The 20879-nt window shown below is 65.4% G+C and carries 21 protein-coding genes; 16 read left to right on the forward strand and 5 right to left on the reverse strand.

Annotation, left to right across the window (positions count from 1 at the left end):
- The first annotated feature begins 34 nt into the window (after window positions 1–34).
- Window positions 35–835, forward strand: a complete 801-nt coding sequence (locus tag DIE29_RS00630) for an enoyl-CoA hydratase/isomerase family protein (RefSeq protein ID WP_102040561.1) — start codon at window positions 35–37, stop codon at window positions 833–835.
- Window positions 836–853: 18 nt separating this feature from the next.
- Here the strand turns inward: DIE29_RS00630 and DIE29_RS00635 are convergent, their stop codons facing one another.
- Window positions 854–1627: a YdcF family protein gene (locus DIE29_RS00635; RefSeq protein WP_102043042.1), complete on the reverse strand. Its 774-nt coding sequence runs from the start codon at window positions 1625–1627 to the stop codon at window positions 854–856.
- Between the two features lie 81 nt (window positions 1628–1708).
- Between DIE29_RS00635 and DIE29_RS00640 the strand changes: the two genes are divergently transcribed.
- The 11 genes from DIE29_RS00640 (at window position 1709) to ubiD (ending at window position 12713) form a co-directional block, all read left to right on the forward strand.
- Window positions 1709–2995 (forward strand): O-acetylhomoserine aminocarboxypropyltransferase/cysteine synthase family protein, encoded by a 1287-nt coding sequence (locus tag DIE29_RS00640; RefSeq protein WP_102040562.1) that lies wholly within the window; start codon window positions 1709–1711, stop codon window positions 2993–2995.
- A 7-nt stretch (window positions 2996–3002) separates the two neighbouring features.
- Complete coding sequence (locus tag DIE29_RS14665; protein WP_205409753.1) at window positions 3003–3548, forward strand: DUF2802 domain-containing protein; 546 nt, start codon at window positions 3003–3005, stop codon at window positions 3546–3548.
- 305 nt (window positions 3549–3853) lie between these two features.
- On the forward strand, window positions 3854–4114 hold the full coding sequence (locus tag DIE29_RS14510) for an SPOR domain-containing protein (RefSeq protein WP_158640266.1): 261 nt from the start codon (window positions 3854–3856) through the stop codon (window positions 4112–4114).
- Window positions 4115–4168: 54 nt separating this feature from the next.
- Window positions 4169–4609, forward strand: a complete 441-nt coding sequence (fliW, locus tag DIE29_RS00655; protein ID WP_102040564.1) for a flagellar assembly protein FliW — start codon at window positions 4169–4171, stop codon at window positions 4607–4609.
- Between the two features lie 109 nt (window positions 4610–4718).
- The gene (locus tag DIE29_RS00660; protein WP_102043044.1) at window positions 4719–5099 is read left to right on the forward strand and encodes a RidA family protein; all 381 of its coding nucleotides are present in this window, start codon (window positions 4719–4721) and stop codon (window positions 5097–5099) included.
- A 14-nt stretch (window positions 5100–5113) separates the two neighbouring features.
- Window positions 5114–7168: an ATP-dependent DNA helicase RecG gene (gene recG, locus DIE29_RS00665; protein WP_114648905.1), complete on the forward strand. Its 2055-nt coding sequence runs from the start codon at window positions 5114–5116 to the stop codon at window positions 7166–7168.
- Between the two features lie 53 nt (window positions 7169–7221).
- On the forward strand, window positions 7222–7779 hold the full coding sequence (locus tag DIE29_RS00670) for a chorismate--pyruvate lyase family protein (RefSeq protein ID WP_102040566.1): 558 nt from the start codon (window positions 7222–7224) through the stop codon (window positions 7777–7779).
- A 5-nt stretch (window positions 7780–7784) separates the two neighbouring features.
- Window positions 7785–8651: a 4-hydroxybenzoate octaprenyltransferase gene (gene ubiA / locus DIE29_RS00675; RefSeq protein ID WP_114648906.1), complete on the forward strand. Its 867-nt coding sequence runs from the start codon at window positions 7785–7787 to the stop codon at window positions 8649–8651.
- Between the two features lie 82 nt (window positions 8652–8733).
- Window positions 8734–9546: an orotidine-5'-phosphate decarboxylase gene (gene pyrF / locus DIE29_RS00680; RefSeq protein WP_114648907.1), complete on the forward strand. Its 813-nt coding sequence runs from the start codon at window positions 8734–8736 to the stop codon at window positions 9544–9546.
- Between the two features lie 125 nt (window positions 9547–9671).
- Window positions 9672–11144: an Ig domain-containing protein gene (locus tag DIE29_RS00685; protein WP_162860565.1), complete on the forward strand. Its 1473-nt coding sequence runs from the start codon at window positions 9672–9674 to the stop codon at window positions 11142–11144.
- 78 nt (window positions 11145–11222) lie between these two features.
- Window positions 11223–12713: a 4-hydroxy-3-polyprenylbenzoate decarboxylase gene (gene ubiD, locus DIE29_RS00690; protein WP_114648909.1), complete on the forward strand. Its 1491-nt coding sequence runs from the start codon at window positions 11223–11225 to the stop codon at window positions 12711–12713.
- Between the two features lie 18 nt (window positions 12714–12731).
- Here the strand turns inward: ubiD and dacB are convergent, their stop codons facing one another.
- Window positions 12732–14165: a D-alanyl-D-alanine carboxypeptidase/D-alanyl-D-alanine endopeptidase gene (gene dacB, locus DIE29_RS00695; protein WP_114648910.1), complete on the reverse strand. Its 1434-nt coding sequence runs from the start codon at window positions 14163–14165 to the stop codon at window positions 12732–12734.
- Between the two features lie 134 nt (window positions 14166–14299).
- On the opposite strand from dacB, the gene rfbB reads away from it, so the two are divergent.
- The 3 genes from rfbB to DIE29_RS00710 are packed head-to-tail and all read left to right on the forward strand — an operon-like array spanning window position 14300 to window position 16598.
- The gene (gene rfbB, locus DIE29_RS00700) at window positions 14300–15370 is read left to right on the forward strand and encodes a dTDP-glucose 4,6-dehydratase (protein WP_114648911.1); all 1071 of its coding nucleotides are present in this window, start codon (window positions 14300–14302) and stop codon (window positions 15368–15370) included.
- Window positions 15367–16263, forward strand: coding sequence for a dTDP-4-dehydrorhamnose reductase (rfbD, locus tag DIE29_RS00705; RefSeq protein ID WP_102040573.1), 897 nt, complete (start codon window positions 15367–15369; stop codon window positions 16261–16263). The genes rfbB and rfbD overlap by 4 nt, the downstream gene beginning before the upstream one ends.
- Window positions 16260–16598, forward strand: a complete 339-nt coding sequence (locus DIE29_RS00710) for a hypothetical protein (RefSeq protein WP_102040574.1) — start codon at window positions 16260–16262, stop codon at window positions 16596–16598. The genes rfbD and DIE29_RS00710 overlap by 4 nt, the downstream gene beginning before the upstream one ends.
- A 34-nt stretch (window positions 16599–16632) precedes the next feature.
- Here the strand turns inward: DIE29_RS00710 and lysA are convergent, their stop codons facing one another.
- Together lysA and lptM are read right to left on the reverse strand one after the other, a co-directional pair.
- A complete protein-coding gene (gene lysA / locus DIE29_RS00715; protein ID WP_114648912.1) occupies window positions 16633–17895 on the reverse strand; it encodes a diaminopimelate decarboxylase in 1263 nt (420 codons plus the stop codon).
- Window positions 17892–18143, reverse strand: coding sequence for an LPS translocon maturation chaperone LptM (gene lptM, locus DIE29_RS14960; RefSeq protein WP_418333079.1), 252 nt, complete (start codon window positions 18141–18143; stop codon window positions 17892–17894). Before lptM ends, lysA begins: the two co-directional genes overlap by 4 nt.
- Between lptM and cyaY the strand changes: the two genes are divergently transcribed.
- The gene (cyaY, locus tag DIE29_RS00725; RefSeq protein WP_102043045.1) at window positions 18094–18420 is read left to right on the forward strand and encodes an iron donor protein CyaY; all 327 of its coding nucleotides are present in this window, start codon (window positions 18094–18096) and stop codon (window positions 18418–18420) included. The genes lptM and cyaY overlap by 50 nt on opposite strands.
- Here the strand turns inward: cyaY and DIE29_RS00730 are convergent, their stop codons facing one another.
- Window positions 18421–20790, reverse strand: coding sequence for a penicillin-binding protein 1A (locus DIE29_RS00730; protein ID WP_114648913.1), 2370 nt, complete (start codon window positions 20788–20790; stop codon window positions 18421–18423). It lies immediately after the preceding gene.
- Window positions 20791–20879 lie beyond the last annotated feature (89 nt).

Here is a 20879-nt window from a genome sequence, read left to right on the forward strand (position 1 = left end):
CGCAACGCGCGCGAACCGTTCCCGAGGAGACCGCATGGCCAAGACCGTATTGCTCGAGGTGCGCGACCAGGTTGCCACCCTGACCCTGAATCGTCCCCAGGCGCTCAATGCGCTGTCCGTGGAAATGATGCAAGAGCTCACCGCCACGGTGCGCGAACTGTCGGCGATATCCGATGTGGGCGTGGTGGTGCTCACCGGCGCGGGCGATCATTTCATGGCCGGTGGCGATCTCAAAGACTTTGCCCGCAACCAGCACCTGTCGCCCGAAGCGCGCCTGACCACCTTCCGGGCGATGATCGAGCAATACATCAATCCCACGGTCAAGATGCTGCAGGCGCTGCCGCAGCCGGTGGTGGCCCGGGTGCGCGGTGCCTGCGCTGGTTTCGGCCTGTCGCTGATGCTGGGCAGCGACTTGGCGATTTGCGCCGACAATGCGGTGTTTACCACCGCCTATTCGGCAATTGCCTTGTCCGGCGACGGCGGCGCATCCTATTTTTTGCCGCGCCAGGTCGGCCGGCGCAAGGCGGCCGAATTGCTGCTGCTGGCCGAACGCTTCGATGCGCAAGAAGCGCTGCGCCTGGGCTTGATCGGCAAGGTGGTGCCGGCCGATGAGCTCGATGCCGAAACCGACCGTCTGGTTCGCCGTCTGTTGGGCGGCCCACGTCACGCCTACCAGGAAATCAAGCGCCTGCTCGCCGCCTCGCACGACAATTCGTTGGCGTCGCAATTGCAGAGCGAAGCCGAGGCCTTTGCGCGCTGTGCCGCGACCGCCGATTTCGGCGAAGGGGTCAACGCCTTTCTCGAAAAGCGTCAGCCTGTTTTTCGTGGCCAGTGACCCGGTGCGTCCGCCCTGTCAGCGGCTGAGCCGGTAGGCCAGCCGCCCCAGCCACTCATGGGCGGCGAGCCAGCCGGCAAAGGCGGCGTTGGCGTTGGGCAAAAAATCCAGCAGCGCTACACCGTCGTCCGGCCCGCTCAGCCAGACGGTGGGGGCCGGGACTACGTTCAGGCCGGCCGCTTCGAACGCCGCGCGGCTGCGCGGCATGTGGGCGGCGTGGGTGACCAGCGCAATCGTCCGGATGCCAGCCGCTTGCAGCAGTGCCGCGGAAAAGCGCGCGTTCTCGCGGGTGTCGCGGGCGGCACCCTCGATCCAGCGTACCTTGACCCCGTATTCGTCCTCGAGTGCCGCGGCCATTAACACCGCTTCGGCCTGTTCCCCGCTGGTTTTACCCCCGGTGACCAGGAGCGGTAAGCCAGTGCTGCGGGCGAGCCGCGCGGCGTAGCGCACCCGCTCCAAGGTCAACCGGTTGAGCGTCTCGCCGTCATATTCCGGTGCATGGTCGCGCTTGCCGCCGCCCAGCACCACAATGGCCTGAGCCGGGGCCAGCGCCGCGGCGCTCACCGGCGGGCTGGACTCCAGCCCGCGTGCCAGCCAGCCCACGCTCGCCGGGGTCATCAATAACAAGGCGATGGCCACCCCACACCAGGCCAGCACCCGGCCAATGCGCGGGTGGCGGCCCAACAGAAGCAGCCCGACGGCGATCAGCAGCAGCGGCCCCAGCGGCGGCAGCAAGGCGGCGGCCAACAGTTTCTTGCTCCAGAACAGCGCCAGCGCAAGATCGAAATTCATCTTCATTGTCCTGACCGGAGGGCGCCGTTATTATCCCAGCAATTCATTGCTGCGGCCTGCGCGGGCTGCCCGACGGTGCTCATGCCAGACCATCGCTACCGCTTCGAATCTCTGTGCTTGCATGCCGGGCAACAGCCCGATCCGGCCACTGGCGCGCGCGCCGTGCCGATTTACCAGACCACTTCCTTCGTCTTCGATTCATCGGAGCACGCGGCAGCGCTGTTCAATCTCCAAACCTTTGGCAACGTCTATTCGCGCATCGCCAACCCGACCGTGGCGGTGTTCGAAGAGCGCATGGCCGCCCTCGAAGGCGGGCGCGCGGCGCTAGCCGCCTCGTCCGGGCTGGCCGCGCAGATGACCTGCTTTTTGACCCTGTGCCAGGCCGGCGATGAGATCGTCGCCGCGCGCACGCTCTACGGTGGCAGCTATTCGCAACTCGATGTCAGCCTGCGTCGGCTGGGTATTCGCACTCGCTTCGTCGACCCTTCGGATCCGGCCAATTTTCGCGCTGCGATCGGCGAGCGCACCAAAGCGGTTTATGGCGAAACCATCGGCAACCCCAGCCTCAACGTGTTCGACATCGCCGGCGTGGCCGAGGTCTGCCGGGAAGCCGGCGTGCCGCTGGTGATCGACAACACCCTGGCCTCACCCTACCTGTGCCGGCCGATCGAGCATGGCGCGGACATCGTGGTGCATTCGGCCACCAAGTTCATTGGCGGCCACGGCACCACCCTGGGCGGGGTGATGATCGAATCCGGCACCTTCCCGTGGGACAACGGGCGTTTTCCGCAGATGACCGAACCGTCCGACGGCTACCACGGGGTGCGCTTTTTCGAGACCTTCGGCAATTTCGGCTTCAGTATGAAGGCGCGTATGGAAACCCTGCGCACCTTCGGTCAGGCGCTCTCTCCCTTCAACGCTTTCCTGCTGCTGCAGGGCCTGGAGACCTTGCATGTGCGCATGGACCGCCATGTCGCCAATGCGCAGGCGGTGGCCGAGTTCCTCGCCGACCATCCGGCAGTGGCCTGGGTGAATTATCCCGGCTTGCCGGCCAGTCCGGATTACGCGCTGGCCTGCCGCTATCTGCCCAAGGGCGCCGGCGCGGTGCTCGCCTTCGGCATCCGCGGCGGCCAGCCGGCGGGCGAACGCTTCATTGGCGCACTACAGATGTTCAGCCACTTGGCCAATGTGGGCGACGCGCGCAGTTTGGTGATTCATCCGGCCTCGACCACTCATCGCCAGCTCTCCGAGGCCGAGCAGCGCGCCGCCGGCGTGCCGCCCGACATGGTGCGCCTGTCCATTGGCATCGAAAGCCTGGACGATATCCTTTGGGATCTCGACCAGGCGCTGACCAAGGCCGCAGGCTGAAGCACCGATGATCCGCGTACTGCTCCTGCTGCTGATCGTTGTTTTGCTCTCCTATGCGCTGTGGCAGGTGTTACAAGCGCTGCGCGAGCGGCGGCGTGCCCGTGCGGCGCAGCCTGCGCAACCGGGCGCGGATGTGGACCGTGTTGCGCCGACCGACGAAGAGGACGAGGTGGATGAGTCCTTATTCAACTATGCGCCGCGACCTCTGCCTGACGCTGCGGCGGCTGCCTCGGCAGCTGACCCGCAAGTTTTCCAACAGGCGCTCGAATTGCAGCAGCTACGCACTGAGCTGACCCGGTTGCAGGCGCAGCAACTGGCCCAACAGGCTGAGATGGCTGCGCTCAAAGACGCCATGAACGCCCTGCGTGAGCAGTTCGAGGCCAATCTGGCCGGACAAGGTGTGTCGCCCGAATACAACGAAGCTTTGGTTCTTGCGCGTCGCGGGCTGGAGGCCGAGGCCATTGCCGAGCGCTGCGGCATCTCGGTTGCCGAAGCCGAGCTGGTCCGCGCCCTGAACCGCGCAGGCGGCAGCGCCCAGGAAGAGCGCGCATGAAGGGGCGTTTGAGCGTCAAAACCGCCAAAGACCGGGCACACGGCGCAGCGCACCGACCGCTACGCCGCGCCGCGATCGCCGCAGCCGCTGCCGTGCTGATTGCGGCCGGACTATGGTTGATGCCGGCTACGCCTCCCGCTGTGGTGCAACGCACGCCGACTGCGCCGACAACCTCTACACCACCGCCAAGCCCGCCCGTGGTCGCGCCACCGCAACATTCGGCTCCGCCGCCAATAGCGCAGGAAGTTGCCAGTGTGCCGGTCGGTGCCGCCCCTGCGCCTGCCTCTTCCGAGCCGCCCCCTGCCGTGCAGCCATCGATACCGGAGCCGGTGGTGCTGGTGCCCAAGCCTTCCGGCCCGGTGTTACAGCTCGGAGTGTTCGGCGCGCAGGACAACGCGGAACGGTTGCGCGCGGAACTTGCCCGCCTGGGATTTCCCGCCCGTATCGAAAGCCGGGTGGTGTTGGGCCCTTTTCCCGACCGTGCTGCGGCAGAAGCCGCCCAGGCCGCGCTCAAGCGGGCCGGGCAGCCGGCCGGCATGGTGGTGCCGTCGGCGCAGACCCCTTGATACGGCCGGACGGCGTATCATTTGACCGAGTCATTCACATGGGAGGAGCGAAGCATGAAGATCGACAGTGCGCAGTTTGGCAGCATCGATGTCGCCGAAGACAAATTGATCGAATTCCCTGCCGGTCTGCCCGGCTTCGAGCATTGCAAACGATTTGCGCTGGTGCATGAGGAAGGCACCGACCGGGTGGCGCTGCTGCACAGCGCCGACGATCCGGAGGTGGTGTTTTCGCTGGCCGATCCCGCTACTTTTGGCGTTCACTACGAATTCAAACTGAGCGATGAAGAACAAACGGCGCTGGGCCTGAGCAGCCCGGAGCAGGCGCTGGTGGTGGTGATCGTGCGCAAAGACGAGGCTGCCGAAGGTTCGCCGGCCAGTGCCGGGCTGCGCGCCAATTTCATGGCGCCGCTGGTGATCAACGTCGATGCCCGCCGCGGTCTGCAAAAAGTGATCAGCAAAATGGAGTGCGATATCGTCATGCGCGCCAAGGATTGAGGCCGTCGGGCTGCTCCGGCACCCATTGTCCGCGGACGTTGTTTTTGCAAACCGGGCACGGACGTAAAATGCCGTGCTGCTGTTCGTCATTTTTTCAAATAGCATTGCCATGACCCGTCAGATCATCGCCACGCCCAACGCGCCCGCTGCCATCGGCACCTATTCCCAGGCCGTGCGCGTCGGCGACACCGTCTATCTATCTGGCCAGATCGGCCTGGACCCGGCCACCATGCAAATGGTCGATGGCTTCGAAGCCCAGACCGTGCGGGTGTTCGACAACCTCAAGGCGGTGGCCGAGGCCGCCGGCGGCTCGCTGGCCGATGCGGTCAAGCTCAACATTTACCTGACCGACTTGTCGAACTTCGCCAAGGTCAATGAGATCATGGCGCGCTACTTCAATGAGCCGTATCCGGCGCGCGCCGCCGTGGGCGTCAAGGAATTGCCGCGCGGCGCGCTGGTCGAGGCCGACGCCGTGCTGGTGCTGGGCTGAACCCAGTTGCGCGGATGGCGCATCGGGCGGCGAGCGGCTGGCCGGGGGTCACGGCGGCGCTTGCCGGACGGCTGGCCAAGCTCGACCTGTACCATCCGCGCGATCTGCTGCTGCACCTGCCGCTACGCTATGAGGACGAAACCCGGCTGACTCCGATTGCTGCCGCGCAACCGGGTTTTGCGGCGCAGGTCGAAGGCGAAGTGGCCGCTTGCGAGGTCAGCCTGCGCCCGCGCCGACAACTCGTGGTGCGGGTGCGGGACGCCTCGGGTACGCTGGTGGCACGTTGGCTGCATTTTTATCCTGCGCAGCAAAAGCTGCTTGCCAGCGGCCGACGGGTGCGGCTCTTCGGCGAGGTGCGTGCCGGCTTCTTCGGTGCCGAAATGGTGCATCCGCGGGTGCGCGCGGTGAGTGCCGAAGACGGTTTGCCGGAAGCGCTCACCCCGGTCTATCCGACCACCGCGGGAGTGGCGCAAACAACCTTGCGCCGGCTCATCGACCACGCACTGGCCAGTCAGCCGCTGGAGGATCATCTGCCCGACGATCTGCGTCGGACGCTCGGTCTGCCCGCCTTTGCCGATGCGCTGCGGCTGTTGCATCATCCGCCCCCCGACGTGCCGGCCAGCGTGTTGGAGGATCGCCAGCATCCGGCCTGGCGACGAATCAAGTTCGAAGAACTGCTTGCCCAGCAGATCTCCTTGCGTCGCGCTTATTTGGCGCGCCGCGCCAAGACCGCGCCGGCCATGGCCGGCAGCGGCCGATTGGTGCGGGCGCTGGTCGATGCCCTGCCGTTTGCGCTCACCGGCGCGCAGCGCCGTGCATGGGCCGAAATCAGCGCCGATCTGGCGCTGCCGCACCCAATGCAACGCCTGCTGATGGGCGATGTGGGCAGCGGCAAGACCATCGTCGCCGCACTGGCCATGCTGCAGGCCGTCGATGCCGGCTGGCAGGCGGCATTGATGGCGCCGACCGAAATCCTGGCCGAGCAGCATTGGCAGAAACTGGCCGCCTGGCTGGCACCGCTCGGGCTGGAGGTCGCCTGGCTGTCCGGCAGCCGGGCCAAGCGCGCTCGCGCAGCCGAACTGGCCCGGCTGGCAAGCGGCGAGCTGCGCCTGGTGGTCGGCACCCATGCCTTGATCGAAGATCCGGTGATGCTGCCGCGGCTGGGGCTGGCAGTGGTCGATGAGCAGCACCGCTTCGGCGTGCGTCAGCGTCTTGCCTTACGCGAAAAAGGCGGGGCGGGGGCGATCAGCCCTCACCTGTTGATGATGTCCGCCACGCCGATTCCGCGCACGCTGGCGATGAGTCATTACGCCGATCTCGATGTCTCGGTGCTCGACGAGCTGCCGCCCGGGCGCAGCCCGGTACGCACCAAGTTGGTATCGGAGGCACGGCGCGACGAAGTCATCGCCCGCCTGCGCGCGGCCTGTCTGGCCGGCCGTCAGGCCTACTGGGTGTGCCCGCTGATCGAGGAATCCGAGACCTTGCAGTTGCAGGCCGCGCAGAAGACTTACGCCGCCTTGTGCGAAGCGCTGCCGGAACTGCGCATCGGCCTGCTCCACGGCCGGCTCAAGGCGGCGGACAAATCCGCCACCATGGCCGCATTTGCTGCGGGCGAGCTGCATCTGTTGGTGGCCACCACGGTGATCGAAGTTGGTGTGGATGTGCCCAATGCCAGCCTAATGGTGATCGAGCACGCCGAACGCTTCGGGCTTGCCCAGTTGCACCAGTTGCGCGGCCGGGTCGGGCGCGGCAGCGCCGAATCGGTTTGTATCCTGCTCTATGCTCAGCCCCTGTCGCCGGCTGGCCGCGCCCGGCTCAAGGTGATCTATGAGCACAGCGACGGCTTTGCCATTGCCCGCGAGGACCTGCGCATTCGCGGCCCGGGCGAATTCGTCGGTGCGCGCCAGAGCGGGTTGCCGCTATTGCGTTACGCCGACCTGGAGGCCGACGCCGATCTGTTGGAGGCCGCGCGGCAGGTGGCCGATACGCTGCTGCGCGACCATCCATCGGCCGCCGCGGCGCTGATGGCGCGCTGGCTGGGAGGCCGCGAAGGTCTGCTGCGCGCCTGACCGCCCGGGCGGCGCTGGTAGTATCATGCGCCCGCCGCTCACAAACCGCATCCATGCGTACCCGACTTCAACGCGAAACCTGGTTGCGCCATCCGCCGCGCGCCACCGTGGCCGCCGCGCTGCGCCCCTGGCTGACCGATCCCGGCTCGCTCACCGCACGCATTCGCGCGCGTTGCGCGGACTTTGGTGTGCGGGTGCTGTCGCAACGGCTCAAACGGCCGAACCGGGACGAAGCCAAATTACTAGGGCTGCGCGCGGGTGAATTGGCTTGGGTCAGAGAAGTGCTGCTGCTGGCCGACGGCCGTGCGGTGGTGTTCGCCCGCTCGGTGCTGCCCCGCCATCACTTACGCGGCGCCTGGAATCTTTTTCACGGTCTTGGGGCACGCCCGCTGGGGGCGGCGTTGTTTGCCGATCCGCGCATCGAACGCCAGCCGTTGGCCTGCATCGGCCTGGACCGGCGCGATGCGCGCTATCATCGCATTGCCGCCGCGCTGGCTGGACAGCGCCTGCCGTCCCGTGTGTGGGCGCGCCGTTCGGTCTTCCTGCTCAACGGGCGTGCCTTGTTGGTCAGCGAAGCCTTTGCGCCGGCGATCCTGGAACTGCCTGCCTGAACACCATGACGCTCACCGCACGCTTTCCCCTTTACTGGCGCCTGATGCGCCTGGACAAGCCGATCGGCATCCTGCTCTTGCTATGGCCCACGCTATGGGGGCTGTGGGTGGCCGCCGAGGGCGTGCCGCCACTGCCGGTGTTGGCCATTTTCATGCTCGGCACCGTGCTGATGCGCTCGGCCGGTTGTGTGATCAACGACTACGCCGACCGCAACTTCGACGGCCATGTCGAGCGCACCCGGATGCGGCCTTTGGCCACCGGTGCGGTGGGCACGCGCGAGGCGCTGGGGCTGGCCGCCGGACTCACGCTGGCGGCCTTCGTGCTGATCCTGCCGCTACCGGCACTGGTGTTATGGCTGTCGGTGCCGGCGCTGTTGCTGGCCGCAAGCTACCCATATACCAAACGCTTTTTTGCGATTCCACAAGCCTACTTGGGCATCGCCTTCGGTTTCGGCATCCCGATGGCCTTTGCCGCGGTGCGCGGCGACGTGCCGCCGATTGCCTGGCTGATGCTTGCCGCTAACGTGTTCTGGGCGGTGGCCTACGACACCGAATACGCCATGGTCGACCGTCCGGACGACCTCAAGATCGGCATCCATACCTCGGCGATCACTTTCGGCCGTTTCGACGTGGCCGCCGTCATGCTGTGCTACGCGGCCGCGTTCGGGCTGCTGGCCGCGGTCGGTGTGGCCGCCGGGCGCGGGCCGGTGTTCTTTGCCGGGCTGGTGGCGGCCGGCGGCATTGCGTTCTACCACTACACGCTGATCCGGGGGCGAGAGCGCCACTTGTGCTTCAAAGCCTTCTTGCACAACAACTGGGTGGGCGCGACGATCTTTGCCGCGTTGGCGGCCGACTACGGGTGGACCGCCTAAACGCACCGGTGTCACCGCTGCACCCCGCCTGCCCGACAGCGGCACAGGCTGTCATCCGCCCCAAACCAAACAGGACAATCTCATGCATTTCATGACCGCTCTAAAAGCCGCCTGGCGGCAGCGTAACAGCCTGCTGTGCGTGGGCTTGGACCCCGATCCGGGTAGATTTCCGCCGCATCTTGCCGGCCGCCCACAGGCGATTTTCGAATTCTGCCGCGAGATCGTCGACGCCACGGCGGATCTGGTCTGTGCTTTCAAACCGCAGATTGCCTACTTTGCCGCGCACCGTGCGGAGGACCAGCTCGAGGCGCTGATCGAGCACATCCACACCCAACACCCGGCGGTGCCGGTGATTCTCGACGCCAAGCGCGGCGACATCGGCAGCACTGCCGCGCAATACGCGCTGGAAGCCTTCGAACGGTTCAAGGCCGATGCCATCACCGTGAACCCCTACATGGGGCGGGATTCGGTGGAGCCTTACCTGGCCTATGGCGACAAGGGCGTGATCCTGCTGTGCCGTACCTCCAACCCCGGCGGGGCGGATCTGCAATGCCTGGATGCTGGCGGCGAGCGGCTCTTTGAGCGCGTGGCCCGCCTGGTGGCCGAGGAATGGAACGCTAACGGCAACTGCGCCCTGGTGGTGGGCGCCACCTTTCCGGCCGAAATCGCCCGGGTGCGCGCGCTCACCGGCGAGCTGCCGCTCTTGGTGCCGGGCATCGGCGCGCAAGGCGGCGACATCGCCGCCACGGTGGCGGCCGGGCGTACGGCCGATGGTTGCGGGCTGATCATCAATTCTTCTCGTGCCATCCTCTACGCCAGCCAGGGCCAAGACTTCGCGGTTGCCGCGCGCCGCGCAGCGCAGGAGACCTGCAATGCCATCAACGCATGCCGTTAGCACACGCGCAATGGCGACGTTTGCATTCAAGTTGCAATGGCGCGGGATATGCGGTTGAATTTGGTCCGCGTTTATTCCGGCGGGCTGAGTGGTCCGCAAGTGATGAAATTTTCAGGGAGTCGATTGTGCATTTTTCAAGCATTCGGGTTGTCAAGGGGCTTGCGCTGACCGCAGTGGCCGGAGCGCTGGTGGCGTGTGGCGGCGGCGGTGGCGGCAGCAGTAGCGGCGGTCCGGGAGCGTACAAGGTCTCGTTGAGGGCGGATAAAACCGAGCTGCCGACCAATATCATGGGGGTTGGACCGGGGATCGGGGTCAATTCACCTTATACAACCACGTTGTATGTCTCTGCCAAACGCGAAAATACCGGCGATCTCATTCCGGGCGGGGAGGGTGTTTTCACCTGCAATGTGGTCGGCGGCCTGGATTCTGCGGTCCTATACAAACTCGATGGCACCGATGAAGAGGACGACGATGGCAATCCCAAGCCTTCGAGGTCTGTGGTGCTTGGCGCCAATGCCGGCGCAGCAAGTTTTCACCTGCACGCAACCAATACGCCGGGCACGGCTACCGTGCGTTGTACTGTGGACGACAATGGCACCCAGCGGGAGGCGAGTATCAATGTGACGGTGGGGCGTGCCACCGGCAAACCGTCGCAGGTCGTCGTCAATGCGGCGGACCCGGCCTATCTCTTCGTGCAGGGCATTGGCCAGACGACGCAGATTCTGCTGCAGGCGCAGGTTCTAGACGATGCCGGGGCTGCAGTACCCAACCCGGCTCCCGGTGTTAACAACCTGTACGCACGTATCGTACCCACCGCCGGCACGGCCGATGACGACGCCAAGCTGCGCGGTACCGGCGGTGACAATACCTGGGTGAAGGCCCGCTCAGTCAGCGGCCAGGCCGCTTTTACCCTGGTCAGTGGTGCTTCGACCGGTTCCGTGCTGGTCGAAGTGTTGTCGGATCGGGCCGACAACAATGTGGATAACGGTATCACCGAAGTCGTGTCGAATATCGTTGCAGTGCCGGTGGTCGCCTCGGTCGGCATGCAGGCGCTGGCGATCCAGGGCGCCGGCGCGCTGCCCGATGCCACAGAAGGCAAGTCGTATGCCGCCCTTGTCCAGGCTTCCGGAGGTGTGCCGCCCTACGTCTGGTCTTTGGTCCCGGGTTCCAGCCTGCCTGCCGGCCTGAGCCTGTCGCCCAACGGTATCATCTACGGTACGCCTTCGGTCGATGGTCCGTACAGCTTTGCCCTGCAGGTGCGGGATTCGGCAACCTTGCAGCAGACTGCACAGGCTGTGTTTACGATTTCGATCACTGCCGCGCCGGATCCTGCGCCTGCTCCGCTGCAGATTGCGACCAGTTCCTTGCCGAGCGGTAACGTTGGGTCGAGCTATGTCACCTTTGTGACCGCAACCGGTGGTTCGGGCGGCGCGATTACCTGGGGCGCAACCGGTTTGCCGGCTGGGCTGAACATTGCGTCGGCAACCGGGGTGATTTCCGGTACGCCAACCATTGCGGGTGTGTATACCGTGGTGCTGACCGCAACGCAGGGAACCACTGTGGTAAACAGAACCGTGACGCTCACCATTAATCCCTAATTCTTGTAGTAGGAAGAGCGTTGAACCGTCAGGCCCGCCAGTTCTCTGGTGGGCCTGACTCTTTTTTCGGTGTGCAGTATGAAATACCATGATCTGCGCGACTTCATCGCTCAACTGGAGGCGCGCGGCGAGCTTAAGCGTATCCGGGTGCCGGTCGACACCCATCTCGAGATGACCGAGATCGCCGACCGGGTGCTGCGCGCCGGTGGACCGGCTTTGTTGTTCGAGCAGCCGGTGACCCGTGGTGTGCCGCAGGCGATTCCGGTGCTGGCCAACCTCTTCGGTACGCCCGAGCGGGTTGCCATGGGTATGGGTGAGGAAGTGCGCGATGGCGATTGGCGTACCCCGCTACGCGAAGTGGGTAAGCTCTTGTCCTTCCTCAAAGAGCCCGAGCCGCCCAAGGGTCTGAAGGACGCCTGGGAGAAGTGGCCGGTGTTCAAGCAAGTGCTCAATATGGCGCCCAAGGCGGTGCGTTCGGCGCCCTGCCAGGAAGTAGTGTGGGAGGGCGATGCGGTGGATCTTGCCAAGCTGCCGATCCAGCACTGCTGGCCGGGCGATGCCGCGCCTTTGATTACCTGGGGTCTGGTGGTGACCCGCGGGCCGCACAAAAAGCGCCAGAATCTGGGCATCTACCGCCAGCAAGTGCTGGGGCCGAACCGGGTGATCATGCGCTGGCTGGCGCATCGCGGCGGCGCGCTGGATTTCCGCGAGCACCAGCAGGCTCACCCCGGCGAACCCTTCCCGGTGGCGGTGGTGCTGGGCTGCGATCCGGCCACCATCCTGGGTGCGGTGACACCGGTGCCGGATACCTTGTCCGAATATCAGTTTGCAGGACTTCTGCGTGGCGCCAAGACTGAGCTGGTCACCTGCCTCGGCTCGGATTTGCAGGTGCCGGCCTCCGCCGAGATTGTGCTGGAAGGCGTGATCTACCCGGACGACATGGCGCCGGAAGGCCCCTATGGCGATCACACCGGCTACTACAACGAAGTCAGCGACTTTCCGGTATTGACCATCGAGCGCATCACCATGCGTCGCCAGCCGATTTACCACTCCACCTATACCGGCAAGCCGCCAGACGAGCCGGCGATGCTGGGGGTGGCGCTTAATGAGGTCTTTGTGCCGCTTTTGCAGCGTCAGTTTCCGGAGATCGTCGACTTCTATCTGCCGCCGGAAGGCTGCTCCTACCGGCTGGCGGTGGTCAGCATCAAAAAACAGTACCCAGGGCACGCCAAGCGGGTGATGTTCGGCATCTGGAGCTTTTTGCGCCAGTTCATGTATACCAAATTCATCATCGTGGTGGACGACGATGTAGACATCCGCTCGTGGCCCGAGGTGATCTGGGCGATGACCACCCGGGTGGATGCCATCCGCGACACTACGCTGGTCGACAATACCCCAATCGACTACCTCGATTTTGCCAGCCCGGTGGCCGGACTTGGCTCCAAGATGGGAGTGGATGCCACCAATAAATGGCCGGGCGAAACCAGTCGGGAGTGGGGGCGGCCGATCGTCATGGACCCAGCAGTCAAGGCGCGGGTGGATGCCATCTGGGGGGATTTGGGGCTATGACCCTGGGCCAAGGCGGCGTCAATGGCCGGCCCATATCCATTCGAGCAACGCATCCTGCGCAGCCTGACTGGCCTGCGCCTGAGGGTGGTTGACCATCATCACCACCGCATGACGGCGGCCGTGGCGGTCGAGCACATAGCCGGCCATTGCGCGCACGCCGTTGAGCGTGCCCGTCTTGATATGCGCATAGCCGCTGGCTGGGCTGCCGGTGAGACGGCGGCGCGCTGTGCCATCCACCCCGGCCAGCGGCAGCGCGGCGATGAATTCCGGCATCCATGGGCGCTGCCAGGCGGCCAGCAGCAATTGACCGAGCGTGTCGGCGCGGATGCGCGCGGTGCGCGACAGACCCGCGCCGTTTTCGATCACCAAGTCATCGGTGCGGACGCCGGCTGCGGCCAGTTGCGCGCGGGCGACCTGTGCGCCGCCGCTTACCATGTCCGGCGCACCGATGGCCGAGGCCCCCAGCGTAGCCAGCAGTTGGCGGGCAATCAGATTGTTTGACCACTTGTTCATGTCGCGCACCACGTCGGCAAGCGGTTTGGACTCTTCGGTCAGCAATACTTTCATCTGAGCCGGCGCCTGCGCGGCATGCACCCGGCCGTCCAGGCGACCGCCGGCCTCGGACCACAGTGCGGTCACCAGCGCGACCCCGTAGTGTGCGCTGGGTAGAGGCGCCACGCCCCAATTGCGCCTTCCGCAACTGGCCGGCAGGCGCCCGTCGAGCGCCAGGCGGAGCCCGTCAGGCGTACTCGCGACGCGGGCCTCGAGTGCCTGGTACCACACCCCACAGCTGCCGTCGGCGGTGAGGATGCGGTTATCGATGGTCAGACCGGCCAGCGGCGGATCGGCGGCCAGCGCAACCGGCTCGCCGGGCTTTGCGCCCGGTACCAATGTGAGGCGCAGGGTGCTGTCATTGAGCAGCAAGCCATGCGGCCCGGCGTTGTAGGGACGCAGGCCGCGGCCATCGAAGGCGTCCGGGTCGTGCGGGGGCAAGCTCAGCGCCGAGCCGTCGAGCACGATGTCTCCGGCAATGCGCTCCACCCCCAAGGCGCGCGCCTGGCGCAACATCTTCCACAGCCGCTCGAAACTCAACACCGGGTCGCCACCGCCAACCAAGTAAAGATTGCCGTGGAGCACGCCTTCGCGGAGCGGGCCATCGGTGCCGATACGGGTGATCCAGGTATGGGCCGGCCCCAGGCGCTCCAGCGCCACGAAAGCGGTGACCAGTTTCATCACCGAAGCGGGGTTCATCGGTCGCTCGGCATTGATCGAGAGTGTAGGTGTGCGGCCATCGATGGCATGAACCCAGATGGCGGTGTCGGCCAGCGGCACGCCTGCGCCCTCCAGCGCTTGCCGAACGCTGGCAGGTAGATTACCGGCTGCCGTTATGGTGGCGCGACAGACGGTCAGCAAGCAGACAGCTACAAAAAGCAAAGGGCGCAGCCGCAGCATGGCTATCGGGTGTTTGGATGTGTTGAGGTCGAGACGAATGCGGGCAGAGTACAATGCCGGCTTTTGCCGCAGGGCAGGCGGGTTTCATATTTTATCCATCCTGCGCGGTATGACTTCTGCCAACGGATTCCGACATGATTCTCGTGACTGGCGGCGCCGGGTTCATCGGTGCCAATTTCGTGCTCGACTGGCTCGCCACTGTCGATGAGCCGGTGGTCAATCTCGATGCGCTGACCTACGCCGGCAATCTGGAAAATCTGGCCAGTCTGGCCGGTGACCCGCGCCATGTGTTTGTCCGCGGCGACATCTGCGATGGCGCGCTGCTTGGCCGCCTGCTGGCCGAGTACCGCCCTCGCGCCATCGTCCATTTTGCCGCGGAAAGCCATGTCGACCGCTCCATTCACGGCCCAGCCGCCTTTGTACGTACCAATATCGAGGGCACCTTCACGCTGCTGGAGGCGGCGCGCGCATACTGGGGGGAGCTGGATCGCGATGCGCAGGCGGCGTTCCGCTTCCTGCATGTGTCTACCGACGAAGTCTATGGTTCGCTCGGGCCGCAGGATCCGCCGTTTACCGAAACCACGGCGTATGCGCCCAACAGTCCGTATTCGGCCAGTAAGGCGGCCTCCGACCATCTGGTGCGCGCCTGGCACCACACCTATGGGCTGCCGGTGCTCACCACCAACTGCTCGAACAACTACGGCCCTTACCAGTTTCCCGAGAAGCTGATCCCGCTGGTGATCGCCAACGCCCTGGCCGCCAAGCCGCTGCCGATCTACGGCGACGGTATGAATGTGCGCGACTGGCTGTATGTGGGCGATCACTGTGCGGCGATCCGCGCGGTGCTCGCGCGCGGCCGGCCTGGTGAAACCTACAACATTGGCGGCTGGAACGAGATGCCCAACATCGACATCGTGCGTACCATCTGCGCGCTGCTCGACGAACTACGCCCGGACCCGGCAGGTCCGCACGAGCGCCTGATCACCTACGTGCAGGACCGGCCGGGGCACGACCGCCGCTACGCCATCGACGCGCGCAAGATCGAGCGTGAGCTGGGCTGGCGGCCGGCGGAGACCTTCGCCAGTGGCATTCGCAAGACGGTGCAGTGGTATTTGAGTAACCAAGCGTGGGTGGCGGATGTGCAAAGCGGTGCCTATCGTGACTGGATTGCCACCCACTACGCCGCCTCTGGGGCTCAGGTATGAGAATTTTGCTCATCGGCGCGCGTGGCCAGGTTGGCTGGGAGTTGGCCCGCAGCCTGATGCCGGTGGGCGAGGTGATCGTTCCTGAACGGGAGCGCTGCGATCTGGCCCGCCCTGAGACGCTGGCCGCGTTGGTGGCCGAAGTTGGGCCGGCGGTCATCGTCAATGCGGCAGCCTATACCGCAGTCGACCGGGCGGAAACCGAGGAAGCGCTCGCTTACCGTATCAATGCCGAGGCGGTGGGTGAGCTGGCCGTGGCCGCGCGTCGCGCTGGCGCCTTGTTGGTGCATTACTCCACCGACTACGTATTCGACGGCAGCAAAGCCGGCGCCTATCTGGAGAACGATCCGGTTGCGCCGCTGAACGCCTATGGCCGCAGCAAATTGGCTGGCGAACGCGCGGTGCTAAGCTCCGGTTGCGATTACCTGATGTTCCGCACCACCTGGGTGTATGCCGCGCGTGGGGCCAATTTCCTGCTCACCATGTTGCGGCTGGGGGCTGAGCACGAGCGGCTGCGCGTGGTGGCCGATCAAATCGGTGCGCCCACCTGGGCACGCAACATCGCCGACGCCAGCGCACAAGCCATGGTACAAGCCGCCCGCGAGCGGGCGGCGGGCACGTTCCGTTCCGGGCTGTTCCACATGGCCGGTGGTGGCGAAACCAGCTGGCACGGCTTTGCCGAGGCGATTTTTACCCACGCCCGGCGCTTGCTGCCGCAACACAGACTCAAGGTGACCGAGGTGGCGCCGATTGCCAGCGCCGAATACCCGACGCCAGCCGCACGGCCACGCAACTCCCGTTTGGACCAGCAGGCGCTGGCGGCACGCTTCGGTCTGCGCCTGCCGCACTGGGAACAGGCGCTGGTGCGCTGCCTGGAGGAGCTGGGCGGACGATGAGCGGATTTGGCCATTTCGACCGCGACGCTCAGGAATTGGAGCGCGAGATCGTCCGGCGCGGCATTGCGCTGGGCATCGACTGGAACGATGCGGCCGCGGTGCGGGTCTTGGCGCGCGAGGCGTTGGCCTGTGATCCGGCCTGCAATCTGGAGGCGCTGCGCAGCCCGGACCTCAAGCGGCGGGCGCGTGCCGAACTCTTTGCGCTGGCGGCATTGATGCTCAGGACGATGACGCAGAGCGCCGAATTCGGCGTACATACCCATGGCGGGCCGGTATGGAAAGCCTTGGGTCGCGCGCTGATCGAGGAAGCCGAGCGCCGCAAAACCGAGGGCTGAAGGTCTGCCGGCTTTTTTGCAGGCCGATGGGCGGTCAGTCCAGCGGGCGTTCGCCGGCGTACAGCTGTTCGACCGTCTCCCGCGCGCGCACCTGGTGCACCCGATCGCCATCGACGATCAGCTCCACCGCGCGGGGCCGAGTGTTGTAATTGGAGCTCATCGTCATGCCGTAGGCGCCGGCCGATAGAATGGCCAGCAAATCGCCGGGTTCGACCGCCAGCCGGCGGTCGTGGGCAAGGAAATCGCCACTCTCGCAGATCGGGCCGACGATTTCATACGGCCGTGCGGCACCGGCGCGCGGGGCGACTTCGACCACCTCGTGCCAGGCATCATAGAGTGCCGGACGGGCGAGATCGTTCATCGCCGCATCCACCACGGCGAAATTCTTTTCCACGCCGGGTTTCAGATACTCGATGCGGGTGAGCAGCAGGCCGGCGTTGCCGACCAGCGAGCGCCCCGGTTCGAGCAGCAGTTCCTCGCGCCGGCCGGCAAAGAGCGACAGCAGCGGGCCGAGGTATTCAGCCACCGTTGGCGGGTTTTCGTCGCGGTAACGGATGCCGAGGCCTCCGCCCAGATCGATGTGTTCGAGCGCGATGCCCTCGGCCGCCAGGCGGTCGACCAAGCCGAGCACTTTCTCGGCGGCCTCCACCACCGGGGCGCCATCGAGCAACTGCGAGCCGATATGGCAGCCGATGCCCGCCACCCGCAGCCCGGGCAGGGCGGCGGCGCGGCGATACAGCGCCAGCGCTTCGTCGAAGGCCACGCCGAACTTGTTGCTGCGCAGGCCGGTGGAGATATAGGGATGGGTCTTGGGGTCGACATCCGGGTTGACGCGCAGGGCGATCGGCGCGACCTTGCCCATCTGCTGCGCGACCGCGGACAGACGGTCCAGTTCGGCGGCGGACTCGACATTGAAGCAGCGGATGCCGGCGTCCAGCGCCTGGCGCATTTCGGTCTCGCTCTTGCCGACGCCGGAAAACACCACCCGTGCCCCACTCCCGCCGGCTGCCAGCACACGCGCCAGCTCGCCGCCGGAGACGATGTCGAAGCCTGCACCCAAACGGGCGAAGGCCGACAGCACGCCGAGGTTGGAGTTGGCCTTGACCGCGTAACACACCAGTGCCGGACGGCCGGCGAGCGCGTCTTGATAAGCTTTAAAGGCGGCGCGCAGTGCGGCCAGCGAATAGACATAGGCCGGGGTGCCGTAGGCAGCGGCAATGTCCGCCAAGGCCACGCCTTCCAGACGTAGTCCGCGCGGGTCGCGCGACAGGGTGGGAACGGGAAACTCGGGTCTCATCGGGTCGGTACTTGTACGGGCGGCTCTTTGCTATGATCGGCGCCCGCAGCCGGCGGCTGGGGCAGGTAGAGCGGGCCCTTGAGGCCGCAGGCCGAGACAATGAGCGTGCTGGCTAGCGTTGCGAGAAGAACCTTGTTGCGCATCGGAATCCGCTTTCGGGGCCGCTGAAAGACGCGAATGCTAACAGAAGGAGGCAGCATGGAAGAATCGATGTTCAATGCGTTGGCCGAGGCGGAGTTGCGCCGCATCGAAGAAGCGCTGGAGCGCTGCGGCGCTCAGCTCGAGGTGGACACGCAGCCGGGCGGCGTTGTCGAAGTGGTGTTCGAGGACGACAGCAAAATCATCATCAACCGCCATAGCGCGGCGCGTGAAATCTGGGTGGCAGCGCGCTCGGGGGGGTTTCATTTTCGCCCACAGGACGGTCGCTGGATCGCCACCCGAGACGGCGCCGAACTCTACGAGCTGCTGTCGCGCGTGGTCAGCGAGCAGGCCGGCGAGACGGTGACGCTTCGTCCGCATCGCTGATCAGGGCGAACCGAAAGAGCGCTCGATCACCGGTGCGGGGGTGACCGGCACGCTGGGCGGCGGCACAGGCGGCACAGGCGGCAGCGCTTCGTCCGGCGATTCGGTGGCCGGCGAGAAATTGAACGGCAGCACCGGCAGGGGTTGGGGTTCGGGCGGCAAGTTCTCGCGATAGACGAATTCGGCGCGGACGCCGCCGGCACGCGGAATTTCCACCAGGCCCTCCGGGCGCGGACGCGGCTGCTCCGGAACATCCTTGAGCGCGGTGCGCATGTAGTCCACCCAGATCGGCAGCGCGGCCGAGCCGCCGGTTTCGCCTCGACCCAGATTGCGCGGCTGACTGAAACCCACCCAACTGACGGCCACCAAGTCTGGGTTGTAGCCACAGAACCAGGCGTCCAAATAATCGTTGGTGGTGCCGGTCTTGCCGGCAAGGTCGCCGCGCCCGAGTGCGCGTGCCCGGGTCGCGGTGCCGCGCTGCACCACATCCTGCAGCATCGAATCCATCAACCACGCATTGCGCGGATCGATGACCCGCGGCGCACTCTGTCCCGCCACCGGGGGATCGACCTTGGCGATCACATGGCCCTCACCGTCGACGATCTGGGAAACCACATAGGGTTCGATGCGGAAGCCGCCGTTGGCAAACACTGCGTACGCAGCGGCCATCTGCCAGGGCGTGACGCTGCCGGCGCCCAGCGCCATGGTGAGATAGGGCGGATGTTTGGCCGCCTCGAACCCAAAGCGGGTAATGTAGTCCTGCGCGTATTGGGGCGTGATGGCCTGCAGGACGCGGATCGATACCATATTCTTGGAGCGCGCCAGTGCGTCGCGCAGCGTCATCGGGCCGTCGAATTTGCCGTCGTAGTTTCGCGGCGCCCAATCCTGCGAGCCGGTGACCCCGGCGGGGAAGAACAGCGGTCCGTCCTCGACCAGGCTGCTGGGCGAAAAGCCCCGCTCCAGCGCAGCCGAATAAATGAAAGGTTTGAAACTGGAGCCTGGTTGACGCCAGGCCTGGGTGGCGTGATTGAACTTGTTGCGGTTGAAATCGAAGCCGCCCACCAAGGCCCGTACCGCGCCGGTCTTGGCGTCAACGGACATCAGTGCTGCCTGGACCTCGGGCACTTGCAGGATCTCCCAGCCGTCGCTACCCAGGTCACGGATGCGGACGATCGCACCGGGGCGGATGCGCCGCGCTTGCGGCGCATTGGCCGCGAGCATCGGCGCGGCAAAGCGCAAACCTTTGCCCTCGATGGTCAAGGTTTGTCCGCGACGGTAGGCTCGCACCGCTTTGGGCGAGGCCTCCAGCACCACTGCGGCCAGCAGGTCGCCAACGTCGTCATAGTCGGACAGCAATTCGTCGAGTCGTTCGGATTTGGTTTGCCCCGCACTGCCAAGGTCGACAAACGCCTCCGGCCCTCGATAACCGTGACGCCGGTCGTAGGCCAGCACGCCGTCCTGCAGGGCGCGACGTGCGGCGATCTGGTCTTCACGCCTGACCGTGGTGATGATGCGGATACCCAGTTGATAGGCTTCTTCGCCAAACTGTTCGACCGCCAACTGGCGGGCCATCTCGGCCACGTAGTCGCCGTCGACCGAGTTGTCGTTGCGTTTTTGCCGCACGGTCTGAAGTGGCACGTCGGCCGCGGCGCGGTAGGCCGACTGGTCGATGAATCCGGCTTCCAGCATGCGGCGCAGCACATACTGTTTGCGTACTTCGGCGCGCGCCGGGTTGACCACCGGGTTGAAGGCGGATGGGGCTTTGGGCAATCCGGCCAATACCGCGGCTTCGGCCAGCGTGAGCTGCTCCAAGGACTTGCCGAAATAAGTGCGCGCCGCAGCCGAAAACCCATAGGCGCGCTGGCCGAGATAAATCTGGTTGATGTAGAGCTCGAGAATCTGGTCTTTGCTGAGGTTCTGCTCGATTTTCAGTGCGAGCAGAATTTCGTACAGCTTGCGGTTATAGGTCTTTTCACGGGTCAGAAAGAAATTGCGCGCCACCTGCATGGTGATCGTCGACGCACCTTGTCCGCGACCGCCGGAGGTGAGGTTGGCGAGCGCCGCGCGCAAAATGCCGATTGGATCGACGCCGGAATGCTCGTAGAAGCGTTCGTCCTCGGCGGCGAGGATGGCCTGTTTGAGCACGGCCGGCACGTCGCCGATACGCACCACCGAGCGGCGTTCTTCGCCGAATTCGCCAAGCAGGTAGCCATCGGCCGTGTATACTCGAAGCGGGATTCTGGGACGATAGTCGGTGAGCGTCTCCAGCGACGGCAGATTCGGCCAGGCCAGCGTGGCGGCGGCCGTCAGTGTGGCCAAGCCGATGACGAGCAGTACGAAGATAAAGGCCAGGGGGTAGAGAACCCAGCGCATTGGCAATCCGTCCGTTGGTTCAAGGGCGCGATTATAAGGGGCGCCGGTGGGAGTGCTTCACGCCGGTTTGTCAAGGGATGTTGCTTTAC

Origin of the sequence: Pseudothauera hydrothermalis (assembly GCF_003345255.1) — a bacterium.
GTDB classification, from domain to species: Bacteria; Pseudomonadota; Gammaproteobacteria; order Burkholderiales; family Rhodocyclaceae; genus Pseudothauera; species Pseudothauera hydrothermalis.

Coding starts and splice junctions, on each gene's coding strand:
- lysA (WP_114648912.1), bottom strand. CDS start 17,895: ATGAGACCCGAGTTTCCCGTTCCCACCCTGTCGCGCGACCCGCGCGGA.
- dacB (WP_114648910.1), bottom strand. CDS start 14,165: ATGCTGCGGCTGCGCCCTTTGCTTTTTGTAGCTGTCTGCTTGCTGACC.
- DIE29_RS00670 (WP_102040566.1), top strand. CDS start 7,222: ATGCGTACCCGACTTCAACGCGAAACCTGGTTGCGCCATCCGCCGCGC.
- DIE29_RS14665 (WP_205409753.1), top strand. CDS start 3,003: ATGATCCGCGTACTGCTCCTGCTGCTGATCGTTGTTTTGCTCTCCTAT.
- rfbD (WP_102040573.1), top strand. CDS start 15,367: ATGAGAATTTTGCTCATCGGCGCGCGTGGCCAGGTTGGCTGGGAGTTG.
- rfbB (WP_114648911.1), top strand. CDS start 14,300: ATGATTCTCGTGACTGGCGGCGCCGGGTTCATCGGTGCCAATTTCGTG.
- DIE29_RS00630 (WP_102040561.1), top strand. CDS start 35: ATGGCCAAGACCGTATTGCTCGAGGTGCGCGACCAGGTTGCCACCCTG.
- pyrF (WP_114648907.1), top strand. CDS start 8,734: ATGCATTTCATGACCGCTCTAAAAGCCGCCTGGCGGCAGCGTAACAGC.
- recG (WP_114648905.1), top strand. CDS start 5,114: ATGGCGCATCGGGCGGCGAGCGGCTGGCCGGGGGTCACGGCGGCGCTT.
- ubiA (WP_114648906.1), top strand. CDS start 7,785: ATGACGCTCACCGCACGCTTTCCCCTTTACTGGCGCCTGATGCGCCTG.
- DIE29_RS00710 (WP_102040574.1), top strand. CDS start 16,260: ATGAGCGGATTTGGCCATTTCGACCGCGACGCTCAGGAATTGGAGCGC.
- lptM (WP_418333079.1), bottom strand. CDS start 18,143: ATGCGGCGCAACTCCGCCTCGGCCAACGCATTGAACATCGATTCTTCC.
- DIE29_RS00730 (WP_114648913.1), bottom strand. CDS start 20,790: ATGCGCTGGGTTCTCTACCCCCTGGCCTTTATCTTCGTACTGCTCGTC.
- ubiD (WP_114648909.1), top strand. CDS start 11,223: ATGAAATACCATGATCTGCGCGACTTCATCGCTCAACTGGAGGCGCGC.
- cyaY (WP_102043045.1), top strand. CDS start 18,094: ATGGAAGAATCGATGTTCAATGCGTTGGCCGAGGCGGAGTTGCGCCGC.
- fliW (WP_102040564.1), top strand. CDS start 4,169: ATGAAGATCGACAGTGCGCAGTTTGGCAGCATCGATGTCGCCGAAGAC.
- DIE29_RS00660 (WP_102043044.1), top strand. CDS start 4,719: ATGACCCGTCAGATCATCGCCACGCCCAACGCGCCCGCTGCCATCGGC.
- DIE29_RS00635 (WP_102043042.1), bottom strand. CDS start 1,627: ATGAATTTCGATCTTGCGCTGGCGCTGTTCTGGAGCAAGAAACTGTTG.
- DIE29_RS00640 (WP_102040562.1), top strand. CDS start 1,709: ATGCCAGACCATCGCTACCGCTTCGAATCTCTGTGCTTGCATGCCGGG.